The 13,123-nt window shown below is 67.7% G+C and carries 13 protein-coding genes; 10 read left to right on the plus strand and 3 right to left on the minus strand.

All coding sequences use genetic code 11. From position 1 onward, the window contains the following. Positions 1-27: 27 nt before the first annotated feature. The 3 genes from nifK to nifH form a co-directional block, all read right to left on the minus strand. A complete protein-coding gene (nifK, locus tag ACLIJ1_RS14485; RefSeq protein WP_411366238.1) occupies positions 28-1,587 on the minus strand; it encodes a nitrogenase molybdenum-iron protein subunit beta in 1,560 nt (519 codons plus the stop codon). Positions 1,588-1,623: 36 nt separating this feature from the next. Beyond that, positions 1,624-3,087 carry a nitrogenase molybdenum-iron protein alpha chain gene (gene nifD, locus ACLIJ1_RS14490; RefSeq protein ID WP_411366239.1) on the minus strand — a complete coding sequence of 488 codons (1,464 nt, stop codon included), beginning with the start codon at positions 3,085-3,087 and terminating at the stop codon, positions 1,624-1,626. A gap of 87 nt (positions 3,088-3,174) precedes the next feature. Continuing rightward, positions 3,175-4,056 carry a nitrogenase iron protein gene (nifH, locus tag ACLIJ1_RS14495; protein ID WP_411366240.1) on the minus strand — a complete coding sequence of 294 codons (882 nt, stop codon included), beginning with the start codon at positions 4,054-4,056 and terminating at the stop codon, positions 3,175-3,177. 420 nt (positions 4,057-4,476) lie between these two features. On the opposite strand from nifH, the gene ACLIJ1_RS14500 reads away from it, so the two are divergent. From ACLIJ1_RS14500 to ACLIJ1_RS14545, 10 genes are read left to right on the plus strand one after another with little or no spacing between them, the layout of a single operon-like run. Continuing rightward, complete coding sequence (locus tag ACLIJ1_RS14500) at positions 4,477-5,085, plus strand: hypothetical protein (RefSeq protein ID WP_411366241.1); 609 nt, start codon at positions 4,477-4,479, stop codon at positions 5,083-5,085. Between the two features lie 33 nt (positions 5,086-5,118). Continuing rightward, positions 5,119-5,964, plus strand: coding sequence for an NAD(+)--dinitrogen-reductase ADP-D-ribosyltransferase (locus ACLIJ1_RS14505; RefSeq protein ID WP_411366242.1), 846 nt, complete (start codon positions 5,119-5,121; stop codon positions 5,962-5,964). After that, on the plus strand, positions 5,957-6,913 hold the full coding sequence (draG, locus tag ACLIJ1_RS14510; RefSeq protein ID WP_411366243.1) for an ADP-ribosyl-[dinitrogen reductase] hydrolase: 957 nt from the start codon (positions 5,957-5,959) through the stop codon (positions 6,911-6,913). The genes ACLIJ1_RS14505 and draG overlap by 8 nt, the downstream gene beginning before the upstream one ends. After that, positions 6,906-8,531, plus strand: coding sequence for a nitroreductase family protein (locus tag ACLIJ1_RS14515; protein ID WP_411366244.1), 1,626 nt, complete (start codon positions 6,906-6,908; stop codon positions 8,529-8,531). Before draG ends, ACLIJ1_RS14515 begins: the two co-directional genes overlap by 8 nt. Then, positions 8,528-9,361: an ankyrin repeat domain-containing protein gene (locus tag ACLIJ1_RS14520; RefSeq protein WP_411366245.1), complete on the plus strand. Its 834-nt coding sequence runs from the start codon at positions 8,528-8,530 to the stop codon at positions 9,359-9,361. The genes ACLIJ1_RS14515 and ACLIJ1_RS14520 overlap by 4 nt, the downstream gene beginning before the upstream one ends. Beyond that, on the plus strand, positions 9,358-9,801 hold the full coding sequence (locus ACLIJ1_RS14525; protein ID WP_411366246.1) for an ArsC/Spx/MgsR family protein: 444 nt from the start codon (positions 9,358-9,360) through the stop codon (positions 9,799-9,801). The genes ACLIJ1_RS14520 and ACLIJ1_RS14525 overlap by 4 nt, the downstream gene beginning before the upstream one ends. Next, positions 9,788-10,036, plus strand: coding sequence for an FmdB family zinc ribbon protein (locus tag ACLIJ1_RS14530; protein ID WP_411366247.1), 249 nt, complete (start codon positions 9,788-9,790; stop codon positions 10,034-10,036). The genes ACLIJ1_RS14525 and ACLIJ1_RS14530 overlap by 14 nt, the downstream gene beginning before the upstream one ends. Before the next feature lie 2 nt (positions 10,037-10,038). Further along, positions 10,039-10,476 (plus strand): Ohr family peroxiredoxin, encoded by a 438-nt coding sequence (locus tag ACLIJ1_RS14535; RefSeq protein ID WP_411366248.1) that lies wholly within the window; start codon positions 10,039-10,041, stop codon positions 10,474-10,476. Positions 10,477-10,486: 10 nt separating this feature from the next. Further along, a complete protein-coding gene (locus ACLIJ1_RS14540; RefSeq protein WP_411366249.1) occupies positions 10,487-12,184 on the plus strand; it encodes an AAA family ATPase in 1,698 nt (565 codons plus the stop codon). Beyond that, a complete protein-coding gene (locus ACLIJ1_RS14545; RefSeq protein ID WP_411366250.1) occupies positions 12,181-12,894 on the plus strand; it encodes a YkgJ family cysteine cluster protein in 714 nt (237 codons plus the stop codon). Before ACLIJ1_RS14540 ends, ACLIJ1_RS14545 begins: the two co-directional genes overlap by 4 nt. The last annotated feature ends 229 nt before the right edge of the window (positions 12,895-13,123 follow it).

Here is a 13,123-nt window from a genome sequence, read left to right on the forward strand (position 1 = left end):
GACGCGCGCAGCGCGGCGCGGGGGGGGTCAACGAATAATGTCGTACGAGTAGTCCGTCTTGCCCGGAACAATCGTGTTCGCGTCCAGGGCTTCGAAGAACTCGTCCAGCAGGTTGACCAGGACGCGCATGCCGCCCTCGTAGCCCCAGGTGGGGAAACGGTGGTAGTGGTGGCGATCGAAGATCGGGAACACCATGCGCACCAGCGGCGTGCCGGTGTCGCGCTCCAGGTACTTGCCGTACGTGTTGCCGATCAGGAAGTCCACCGGTTCCGTGAACAGCAGGCTGCGCATGTGCCACAGGTCGCGCTTGGGGTAGACCTTGCAGCCGGCGCCGTAGGGCGAGCTGTCGAACAGCTTCTGCACCTTGGCGGCCCATGTTTCGGTGCCGTTGGTGGCCAGCACGTGGGCCGGCTCGGCGCCCAGCTCCAGCAGGAACTGCGCGTAACCGATCATCTGGTCCGGGTCGCCGTACAGGGCGTAGCGCTTGCCGTGCAGGTGGGCCTGGCTGTCGGCCATGGCGTCGACCAGCAGGCCGCGTTCGAGTTCCAGCTCGGCCGGGATCGGCTTGCCGGTCAGGCGGCTGATGGCCATCAGGAATTCGTCCGTGCCGGCCACGCCCACGGGCGCGTTGAGCACGACCACTTCCTGGCCCTTCTCGGTGATGTACTTGCTGGTCTTCTCGCAGCAGTACTCCTGGAACACGATGGTCGCCTTGGCGTGCAGGCCGGCGATCACTTCTTCCTTGGTGGTGCCGCCCTCGTACATGCGGAACTCGCCGTCGGTCGGGGTGCTCCACGAACCGGACGGGTCGCACAGCACATTCACCTTGACGCCGAACAGGCTGAAGATGCGGCGCATTTCCTTCATGTTGCCGACGACGAAACCGTCGAAACCGGCGATGAAGTTGATGCTCTCGTCAGGCACGCGCTCCAGCTTCTCGGTGGTGCCGGCCTTGCCGTCCCAGAAGTGCTGCAGCACGCCCAGCAGCGCGTTGTCGTAGCCGGTGATGTGGCTGCCGACGAAGGCCGGGGTGTGGGCGAACGGCACGTCGAACTCGGCGGGAACCGAGCCCTTTTCCTTGGACGTCTTGATGAAGGCGTTCAGGTCGTCACCGATCACCTCGGCCATGCAGGTCGTGCTGACCGCGATCATGTCGGGCTTGTACAGGTTATAGGCGTTGGCCAGGCCGTCGACCATGTTGTTCAGGCCACCGAACACCGCCGCGTCTTCCGTCATCGAGGAGCTGACGCAGGACGTCGGTTCCTTGAAGTGGCGGGAGAAGTGCGAACGGTAGTAGGCGACGCAGCCCTGCGAACCGTGCACGAAGCTGAGGGTCTTGTGGAAACCGTTGGCGACGTAGACGGCGCCCAGCGGCTGGCAGGCCTTGGCCGGATTCACGGTCAGCGAATCGCGGGCGAAGTTCTTCTGCTTGTAGTCCTCGGTCTTGGTCCATTCGATGACCTGGCCGATTTTCTCGTCGCTGTGGTTGTATTCGAACTGTTCCTTCTTGTTCTTGAACAGTTCCTGGTACTCGGGCTCACGGAACAGCAGTTCGTGGTCGAGGATCTTGTCGGCTGATTGGGGCATGACGCTCTCCTTGGCAGTTCGGGATGGTGTGCGGGATCAGGCGGCTTCTTTCCAGGGCGCCTTGGTCAGGCCCCAGATCGGCGAGCTGATCGCCATGTCCATGTCACGGGCGAAGATGGCAAAGCCGTCGTAGCCGTGGTAGGGGCCGCTGTAGTCCCAGCTGTGCATCTGGCGGAAGGGCACGCCCATCTTCTGGAAGACGTACTTTTCCTTGATGCCGGAGCCGATCAGGTCGGGCTTGATCTTGTCGACGAAGTGCTCGAACTCGTAGCCGGTCACGTCGTCATAGATCAGCGTGCTGTCCTTGATGTAGTGCGTGGTGCGCTGGTAGTCGTCGTTGTGGCCGAACTCGTAGCCGGTGCCGACCACTTCCATGCCCAGGTCCTCGTAGGCTCCGATCACGTGGCGCGGACGCAGACCGCCCACGTACAGCATGACCTTCTTGCCCTGCAGACGCGGCTTGTACTTGTCGATGACGGCCTGCATCAGCGGCTTGTACTTGGCGATCACTTCTTCGGTCTTGGCCTTGATGGCGTCGTCGAAGTGGCTGGCGATCTCGCGCAGGCTCTTCTCGATCTGGGTCGGGCCGAAGAAGTTGTACTCGCACCATGGGATGCCGTACTTCTCTTCCATGTGCCGGCTGATGTAGTTCATCGAGCGGTAGCAGTGCAGCACATTGAGCTTGGCCTTGGGGGTGTTTTCCAGCTCGGCAATCGTGCCGTCGCCGGACCACTGGGCGATCACGCGCAGGCCCATCTCTTCGAGCAGGATGCGCGAGGACCAGGCATCACCACCGATGTTGTAGTCGCCGATGATGGCCACGTCGTACGGGGTGGAGACGAAGTCGGGACGCTTGTTCGGGTCGGTCTTGTCGAACACCCAGTCGCGGATCGCGTCGTTGGCCAGGTGGTGGCCCAGCGACTGGCTCACGCCACGGAAACCTTCGCAGCGCACGGGCACGATGGTCTTGCCTTCGTATTCCTTGCTCTTCTTCTTCGACACCGCTTCGATGTCGTCGCCGATCAGGCCGATCGGGCATTCCGACTGGATCGAGATGCCCTTGTTCAGGGGGAACAGCTCCTGGATCTCGTCGATGATCTTGTCGAGCTTCTTGTCGCCGCCGAAGACGATGTCCTTCTCCTGGAAGTCGGAGGTGAACTGCATCGTCACGAAGGTGTCCACACCGGTCATGCCGATGTAGTAGTTGCGGCGGGCGGCCCAGCTGTACTGGCCGCATCCCACGGGACCGTGGGAAATGTGGATCATGTCCTTGATGGGGCCCCAGACGACGCCCTTGGAACCGGCGTAGGCGCAGCCGCGGATCGTCATCACGCCCGGCAGGGACTTGATGTTGGACTTCACGCCGCAATCGGGCTTGCCCTCTTCGTACGTGTTCAGGTGCTTGGCACGGCGCTTGGCCATCTTTTCGGGATAGGCCTTCAGCACTTCATCGATCAGGGCCTTGTTGGCGGCCTTGCGCTCTTCAACGGTGGCGGTCATGGGAACACTCCAGTGGATGGTGGGTGGTTCTGGGGTCCGCGATCCGGTGCGCCACGCAGGCGCACCGGATGCGGTCCTCTGTGGAGATCAGGCGGCCAGTTCGGCGGCGGTCTTGCCGACTTCGGACTCGTCGATGGTCTTCATGATCCCGTGCTCCATCAGCAGGTCTTCCAGCTGGTCCATCGTGATGGGGGTGGGGATGGTGCCGTTGCCAGCGTTGCCGTGGACCTTCTGGGCCAGGGTGCGGTATTCCTGGGCCTGCTTGGATTCCGGTGCGTATTCCAGAACGGTCATGCGGCGCAGTTCGGCGTGTTGCACGATGTTGTCGCGCGGCACGAAGTGGATCAGGCGGCTGCCCAGCATCTTGGCCAGCGAATCGGCCAGTTCCAGTTCCTTGTCGGTCTGGCGCTCGTTGCAGACCAGGCCACCCAGACGCACGCCACCCGAGTTGGCGTACTTCAGAATGCCCTTGGAGATGTTGTTGGCCGCGTACATGGCCATCATCTCGCCCGACATCACGATGTAGATTTCCTGGGCCTTGTTTTCGCGGATGGGCATGGCGAAGCCGCCGCACACCACGTCACCCAGCACGTCGTAGGAGACGTAGTCCACGCCTTCGTAGGCGCCGTTCTCTTCCAGGAAGTTGATCGAGGTGATCACGCCGCGGCCGGCGCAGCCGACGCCTGGCTCCGGGCCACCGGATTCCACGCAACGGATGTCGCGGTAACCGATCTTCATGACGTCCTCGAGCTCCAGATCCTCCACCGAGCCGGCTTCAGCGGCCAGCGACAGGATGGTGTCCTGTGCCTTGGCGTGCAGGATCAGGCGGGTCGAGTCGGCTTTGGGGTCGCAGCCGACGATGAGGATCTTCTGGCCCATCTCGGCCAGGGCCGCGAGGGTGTTCTGGGAAGTGGTGGACTTGCCGATGCCACCTTTGCCGTAGAAGGCGATTTGACGAAGCTTAGCCATGTCAGTACTCCAAACAAGTAGGGGTTGAAACCAAGGTTGCGATACACCGCGACCAGTTCAGCCTGACGTGCCCATTGCTCTTGTTATCGGATCACGCATCGGCAGGACTTGAGTCCGCGCAGCCACCCCTTCGCAGCTTCCGTGCCATGCCGTTGCAGCCGCGTGCCGACATGGGCCAAGTGCTTGTTTTCCCGAGGGAAATCACCATTTCTGCGGCGCTGGAGAGCGCCTTTTCGGCTTTGTTCCGAACCCGACAAAGCGGGCCGGCCACGTCGCAAACGGCACGCCTGTCGGGGACCTCACGGCCGCTTGTGTCGGGTTTGCAGCGCCTTCTCGCGCGCGCGAGGGTTTGTCGGGGTTGGTACGTTCATTGCAGACAGCAGGGCGAGCCTTTCCCATCCACACACCACAGGAACCGCCATGACCACGCTGACCGCGCCCGCCGCCATCGAAGACACCGCTTTCGCCCGCCTCGAAAAAGAAGGCCGCATGCTCAACCCGGTGCTCAAGGCACCGACCCACGTCGATGGCCGCTTCGGCTTCCGTGGTGAACTGGCGCTGCGCTTTGCCGACAAGATGGCCGACGAGGCGCGCCCGCCCGAGCTCAAGTGCGACCAGGTGATGGCCGTGGCCCGCGTGGGCGAGCCGCAGCTGCCGTTCTTCTGCGGCTGGCTGCTGTCATTCGCGTCGCTGAAGGACGTGGCCGAAGTGCTGGGCGACACGCTCAGCGCCGGCGGCAAGTACTTCCTGTTCTGCGACAACATGGACATCTCCAAGAAGTACCAGGTGCCGTACAAGGGCGCGATGTTCTACGTGCTGCCCATCCTGGAGAACACGGTCTACAACGAGATGCTCGAACTGCTCTACCTGGAGAAGGGCGACCTCAAGAAGAAGGACACCGCCGGCAAGCTCGACGCCGTGGCCGACGCCGCGATGAAGTACGACGTCACCTTCGACACCATCACCTACGACGAAGGCCTGGCGCTCATGGGCCCGGTGCGCAACGTCAACGAGAACCGGCCGGTCTGAGCCCGTCAGGACTCTTGTCTTCGCCTGGCGCCGATGGACGATGAACCGGTCCAGCCGCACCGCTGGTACAGCACCAACCTGGTCGGCGTGCCGACCCGGGTGCTGGCCGGCACCGCGTTCAACGCGCACCCGGTTCCCCTGTCCATCGCCGGCACGCGCGAGACGCACCCGGGCCTGTTCGGCCTGCTGGCGCGCTGCGCCAGCCTGAACGAAGCGTCGGAGGTGTTCGTGCACTACCTGGACATCGCCTTCGGATTGCGCGCCCCAGCCGCGCACGAGGCCGCCACGCTCGACCCGGCCGAGCGGCGGCGCTGGCGCAGCAGCTGGCGCAAGCTGCTGCAGGGCTGGGGCATGGACAACGGCGGTGCGGCCGGTGCCGTGCTCAAGGGCTGGGTCGAGAGCCGTTTCGGCCTGGTGCCCCTCCACCACAAGCAGCCGCTGCAGCGTTTTCCCTCGCCGGGCTGGATCACCTACCTCGAAGAAAAGACCTCCAGCCGCCTGCACAACAACAACATCCACCAGCAGCTGGACCTGTTGTACGAGTTCTGCCAGTGGGCGCTGCAGCGCTTCGGCCTGCCCGGCGTGGCACCCGCACCCGCCCAACACCTGCGCCTGTGGCGCGGCAGCACGCGTTGCGATGAGCAGCTCGTCGCGGGATCGCTGCGCAATCGCCACTGCACCGTGCGCCTGAACAGCCTGGTCTCGTTCAGCCTCTCGGCCGACGACGCCGGCTGCTTCGGCGACTGGGTGTTCGAGGCGCAGGTGCCGGCCTGCAAGGTGCTGGTGTTCCCCGGCCTGCTGCCGGGCCAGGTGCTGCAGGGCGAGCAGGAAGTGCTCGCGCTCGGCGGCGACTACGAGGTGGTGGCGCGTTATGTCTGAGCCCCACGTCAATGGCTTTCACGCCCGCTTCGACAAGGCGCTGGGCGCCTACCTGGGCCTGGCGATCGGCGACGCGCTCGGCGCCACCGTCGAATTCATGCGTCCGCGCGAGATCCTGCTGCAGTACGGCACCCACCGCGACATCGTCGGCGGCGGTTGGCTCAAGCTACCGCGTGGCCAGGTCACCGACGACACCACCATGAGCCTCGCCCTGGGCGACGCCCTGCTGGCCGGTGGCGTCGGCGGCATCGCCCAACTGCGGGACGGGAAAGACGACCTGCTGCTGCGCGCCATCGGCGACGCCTACCTCGCCTGGTGGCGCGCCGGCCCGGTCGACTGCGGCAACACCTGCCGCCGCGGCATCCTGCGCTTCATGCACGAAGGCAGCCTGGTGGCCCCCGAAAACGAAGGCGACGCCGGCAACGGCGCGGCCATGCGCAACCTGCCGGCCGTGCTCGCCACGCTGAGCGACCTGCGCGCCTTCGAACGCCTGTCGCTCGCACAGGCGCGCATGACCCACCACCACCGGCTCTCCGACGCCGGCACGCTCGGGCTCGGCCGACTGCTGCGCGGCCTGCTCGCGGGCGACGACCAGGTCCGGCTGAGGGAACGCATCGCCCGATGGGTGAGCGAAGAACCCGTGTTCCGCCACACGCCCTACCGCGGCCGCGCCACCGCCTTCGTCGTCGACACGGTGCAGACCGTGCTGCACCACCTGGCCGAACACGAAGACTTCGAAGACGCCGTGGTCGCCACGGTCAACCAGGGCGACGACGCCGACACCACCGGCGCGCTGGTCGGCATGCTGGCGGGTGCGCGCTGCGGCGCCTCGCGCCTGCCCTGGCGCTGGCTCAGCCGGCTGCAGCCCGCGACCGTGCGCGCCATCACCGACCAGACCAGCGGCCTGCTGGCGCTGGCCGACCAGCTGGCGGAGGTGGCCCATGGCTGAGGCGCTGGACGTCGTGATGGCCTACCACGAGCGCAGCAAGCACCGGCTGGACCGCTACGCCGCCGGCCCCGACACGCTGGACTGGGACGCGCAGCCCGACCCGTTCCGCCGTTACGCGGGCGCGCCGCTGACCGCGCTGCCACTGGACACGCCCGCGCCAACGGTGGCGTGGTGCGACCTTGGCTCACCGGACCGGATCGCCGCGCACCCTCTGGGCCTGCGCAGCATCGGCCTGCTGTTTGAACTGAGCCTGGCGCTGGCGGCCTGGAAGACGCAGGGGCCGGACCGCTGGGCCGTGCGCATCAACCCCTCCAGCGGCAACCTGCACCCGACCGAGGGATGGCTGGTGTGTCGTGGTGTGTCGGGTTTGTCGGACGGCGTGCACCACTACGCGCCGCACGAACACGCGCTGGAGCAGCGTGCGGCCTTTGCACCGGAGGCCACGCCCGCCCGCGCGTTCGTCGCACTGAGCAGCATCGCCTGGCGCGAGGCCTGGAAATACGGCGAACGCGCCTTCCGCTACTGCCAGCTCGATGCTGGCCACGCGACGGGTGCGCTGCGCTACGCCGCGGCCCTGCTGGGCTGGCGGCTGCGGCCGGTGGCCTGCGACAGCGCCGCGTTGGCGCAACTGCTCGGCCTGGACCGCGACGCCGACTTCGGCCCGGCCGAGCGCGAGGAGCCCGACGCCCTGTTCGAACTGCTGCCCGCCCCTGCGAACCACGCCGAACACACCGCCCCCTGGTCGTGGACGGCGCAGGCGACCTGGCAGGGCCAGGCCAACCGGCTGGACCGCCACCCGATGTACCGCTGGCTGGTGATCGACGACGTGACCCGCGCCACGCAGCGTCTGAACGCGGCGCCGATTGCAGCAAGCCCTTCACGCATCACCACACCCACCTACCGCCGCCCCAACGCCGACGCCGCCACCCTGATCCGCCAGCGCCGCAGCGCCCAGCGCTTCGACCCGCGCGCCCGCGCGACCCTGGACCAGTTCTGGCCGCTGCTGCAGGCGCTGCACCCGGACCGCCTGCCGTTCGACGCCGCGCCTGGCCCGGCGCGGGTGCATGTGCTGGTGTTTGCCCACCGCGTCGATGGCCTCGCGCCCGGCGCCTACCTGCTGCCGCGCAGCGACACGGGGCTTGCCCTGCTGCGCCAGCAGTTGCCCGAGGCACTGGACATGACACCGGTGCCCGATGCACCGGCCGGTGCCCCGTTGCTGCATCTGGCCGACAACCCGGCCCTGGCCGGCACGCTGCGCACGCTCAACTGCCACCAGGCGCTGGGCTCGGACGCGGTGATGGCGTTTGCCCTGCTGGCCGAGTTCCAGCCGCTGGCCGAAGGCGTCAACTACCGCGACCGCCTGCAGGAAGCTGGCCTCATCGGCCAGGTGCTGTACCTCGAAGCCGAGGCTGCCGGCCTGCGCGGCACCGGCATCGGCTGCTTCTTCGACGACGGCCTGCACCAGCTGCTTGGCCTGCCCGAGCCGGCCGCCAGCGCCGCGCTGCAGTCGGTCTACCACTTCACCATCGGCGCACCGCTGGGCGATGACCGCATCGGCACCGCGGCGCCGTACGCCCATCTGGCCCAGCTGGCCGACCCGCACCGGAGCCTCCCATGAGCGATTCCCAATGGACCCGTCTGTCCGCCGCGCAGGCCCACGCCTGGCTGCGCGAGCGGCCCGATGCCCTGGTGCTCGACGCGCGCGAGGCGGCGCACCACCTCGCCGCCCATCTGGACGGCAGCGTGCGCCTGCACCGCGACAACCACGAAGCCCTGCTGACCACCGTGTCGCGCCGCCGCCCGGTCTTCATCTACTGCTACCACGGCCATGCCAGCCAGACCTGGGCCGGCATGTTCACCGACTTCGGGTTTGCCGAGGTCGCCGATCTGGTCGGCGGTTGGGCGGCGCTGGGTCTGGGCAACGACTCGCGCGGCCCGGTGCCGCTGGCCGACTGGGGGCCACCGTCGGTGGGCGTGGTGGTGCCGCCGGCCCTGGCCGACTGGCTGCAGAGCCAGGGCTTCGACCCTGCGCGCCCCGAGGCTCCCGGCGTGCACGGCAACACCCCGCTGATGCACGCCGCCTGGCGCGGCGCGCAGCCGGCGCTCGACCAGCTGCTGGCGCTGAAGGTGCCGCTGGACGCTGTCAACAGCGACGGCAACAACGCGCTCTGGCTGGCCTGCGTGCACGGCGAGCCGGAGAACATCCGCCTGCTGGCCGCACACGGCGTGCCGATCGACCACGCCAACTTCACCGGCGCCACCGCGCTGATGTACGCCGCCTCCAGCGGCAAGGCCGGCGTGGTCGCCACCCTGCTGTCGCTGGGCGCCAACCCGCACCTCGTCACCCAGGACGACTTCAGCGCGCTGGACATGGCCGCCAGCCTCGACTGTCTGCAACTGCTGCGCACGGCCACCCGCCGCCGCAGCGAACCGGAGACCGCACCATGACCCACCTCGTCTTCTACGAAAAACCCGGCTGCGGCGGCAATGCCCGCCAGCGCGCCGCGCTGCAGGCCGCCGGCCACACGCTGGAGCGGCGCAACCTGCTGACCGCGCACTGGACCCGCGAGAACCTGCTGGCGTTTCTGGCGCCGCTGCCGGTGGCCGACTGGTTCAACCGCGCCGCCCCGCGCATCAAGAACGGCGAGGTGGTGCCCGAAGCGCTCGACGCCGACGCCGCGCTGGCCCTGCTGATCGCCGAGCCGCTGCTGATCCGCCGCCCGCTGATGCTCAACGCGGTCGACGGCAGCCACCACGTCGGCTTCGACACCGCGGCCGTGACCGCCTGGATCGGGCTGGAGCCCTCAGCGCAGCGCCCGAGCTCGCTCGAAGGCTGCAGCTCGCCCACCCACTCCTGCCACACCGGAGGCCACCATGCCGCTGTTTGACTACCACTGCAAAGCCTGCAACACCGAGTTCGAGCTGCTGGTGCGCTCCACCACCGTCCCGACCTGCCCGCACTGCGCCAGCACCGAGCTGGAGAAATGTGTCTCGCGCATCGCCCCGGCCGGCAAGATCGAAGCGATCCGCATGGCCCACCGCCGCGTGGCCCACGCGCAGGGCCACTTCAACCACTACAGCCAGGCCGACCAGGCCAAGCTGCTCAAGGGAAAGCGGGTGTAGCCATGGACCTCGTCTACTCCACCACCATGCTCACCCAGGGCGGCCGCGGCGGCCAGGTCCAGAGCGACGACGGCAGCTTCAAGCTCAAGCTCGCGGTGCCCAAACAGATGGGCGGCAGCGGCGAAGGGCCCAACCCCGAGATGCTGTTCGCTGGCGCGTTCGCCGCCTGCTTCGAACACTCGATCCGTCACATCGCCAAGGCCGACAAGCTGCCGCTGCGCGGCTGCTACGTCGAAGCCACGCTGTCGATGTACGTCAACTTCGAAGGCGCCTACCGCATGGCGCTGAGCCTCACGGCCACACTCGCCGGCCCGCTGGACCAGGCCACGGCCGACAACCTGATGGAACGCGCCAAGGGCATCTGCCCCTACGCCGACGCGACCAAGAACAACATGAGCCTCAACCTGAAGGCGGTCCTGGATACACCTGTCACGGCGTGAACGACAGACCATGAAGCTGCAGCTGGACCGTCCCCATGTGCTGGCCCTGGCCGAGCAGTTCCCGGACCTGAACGGGCTGAAGGACCAGCTGCGCTTCGGTCACCGCATCGAGCTGCGTTCGCGCCAGCTGCCCGCCGACGCGCTCGCTTTTCTGGCGGACCTCTTCAGCGCCGGTGACGCCGCCCTGTCGGGCCGGGCCGCGCAGCTGCGGGGCCTGGTGGCGACCCTGGACGGCAGCGCCCACCGCTTCCAGCCCGGCGAACCACTGGAAAGCGTGCTGCCGGCCCTGGTGCGGTTCCTGAGCGAAGACACCGAACGCGGCTGGCTGTTTGCGGTCAACGTGGACGGCAAGCCGCTGCCCTGGGTGCCCACGCGCATCGACTACGTGGCTGGTTCGTCGGAAGAGCTGGGCAAGATCCTGGTTGAGCTCAAGGCCCACGCGCGCGCCGCGCTGGTGTCGCATTCGCTGCGCATCACCGAGAGCGACCTGCAGAACCAGACCCTGGCCACCATCCTCGCGTCCAAAGGCTTCCTCAAGGAAACCCCGGCCCTGCTGCAGGCCTACGAGGCGTCGGTGAACCGCTACTTCGAATGGCGCGGCCAGTACGGCACACAGTTTTCCGCACAGGGCATGGGCTTCCTCGCCGAAGACCCCACCGCCACCCACCGCGACACCGACTGGACGCGCAAGGACCAGGTCATCCTGAGCGCCGGGGGCGGCGCGGCCCGGCTCGTCAACGACGAAGGCATCCTGCCGCCGCGCGACACCCGCCTGGACTCGCCGGGCGAGATCCTCGCCCCCTACCTGCGCCGGGCCGGCAAGAGCAGCGACTACGACTGCGAAGAAGAGATCAAGTCGCTGCAGGCCAGCCTGCCGCCCCGGCTGTTCAAGTCGCTGCCGGTCCACGCCTACCTGTTTCTCTTCCACCTCGAACTGCACCGCCACCTCTGGGTGCACGCGGACGACATCCAGCCCTACGCCTACCAGCCCGACCTGAAAGACAAGCTGGTGCTGCCGGCCGAGCAGACCGACCTGATCGACATCCTGACCGCCGAGATGGACGTGCTGCAGGACGACGTGGTCTCCGGCAAGGGTGGCGGCACCACCGTGCTGTGCGCCGGGCCGCCCGGTGTGGGCAAGACGCTGACCGCCGAGGTGTACGCGGAGGTGACCAGCCGCCCGCTCTACCGCGTGCACTCCGGGCAGCTCGGCCTGAGCGTCGCGGCCATGGAAACCGCGCTCAAGGAAGCGCTGACCCGCGCGCAGCGCTGGGGCGCAGTGATGCTGATCGACGAAGCCGACGTCTACATCCGCCAGCGCAGCGACGACATCGCGGCCAACGCCGTGGTCGGCGTGTTCCTGCGCGTGCTGGAGTACTTCGACGGCCTGCTCTTCCTCACCACCAACCGCATCGACGACATCGACGAAGCCATCGTCTCGCGCTGCATCGCGCTGATCCGCTACCACCCGCCCGATGCGGCGGCGCGCGAACGGATCTGGCAGGTGATGGCGCAGCAGTTCGGCCTGCCGCTGGCGCCCGAGACCATCACCCGGCTGGCCGGCCTCTACCCGCAGGCCAGCGGGCGCGACATCAAGGGACTGGCCAAGCTGGTCGCCAAGTACTGCCAGCACAAGTCGGTGGCGCCCGACCTGGACGTGTTCGCCCGCTGCGCCATGTTCCGGGCACTGGAGCCTGCCGACCCATGAACGACAACCACGACCACGGCGCCGAACACTTCTTCCGCGAACAGCGCGCCGCCTTTGAACACACGCTGGCCACGGCCGGCGCCGAGACCGCGCTGCTGCAGGCCTGGGACAGCTTCGAGGGCAACGTCGCGATCCAGTGCGAAGGCCAGCCGCCGGTGGATTGCGCCAAGGGCTGCGCCAGCTGCTGCACCTTGCGCGTGACCGCGCTCGCGCCCGAGGTGTTCGTGCTGGCCGACTACCTTCGCGCCACCGCGCCCGCCCTGCAGCGCCACGGCATCGACCTCATCGCCGCCGTGCGCGAAGCCGACGCCGCCACCCGCGGGCTGGATGAGGCCGCCCGCGTGGCCGCGCGCCGGCGCTGCGCTTTCGTGGTCAAGGGGGTGTGCCTGATCCACCGTGCGCGGCCGCTGTCGTGCCGGGGTCACGCCTCGCACGACCGGCGGGCCTGCGCCGACGCTGCGGCCGGCCGTGTGGACGAAGTGCCGTTCTCCGGCCCGCACCGCCTGGTGCGCATGCTGCTGCAGGCCGCGCTGCGCCAGCGCGGCCTGGCCTGGGGCGCCTACGAACTCAACCACGCACTGGTGCTGGCGCTGGACCGACAGGACGCGCAGGCCGTGTGGAAACAGGGCGAAGACCCGCTGGCCGAGGCGGCAGTGGATCTGGAGCAGCGGGAGGCGATGGCGGCGAGTTTTGATGAGGTGCCGCGCTGAGGCGTTGGCGGCGGGCTGCCGTCGAAGCGCGACCCAGGTTCCCTCGGCCATCCAAAGACTGCACTGCAGTGACAAGAGCGTTTGATGCCGGCGGGCGTACTCACGGTATGTATCTTCAAGCCGACGGCAGGTTGCCACCCTACGCGGGCGCGAGCGGCAGCTATGTGAAGTACAACTGACGCCAAATTGTGATCAGAGTCATTGCCTCGCGAACGCCAGTTTTTGGCTT

This window comes from Hydrogenophaga sp. RWCD_12 (assembly GCF_046604225.1).
In the GTDB taxonomy this organism is placed as follows: domain Bacteria; phylum Pseudomonadota; class Gammaproteobacteria; order Burkholderiales; family Burkholderiaceae_C; genus Hydrogenophaga.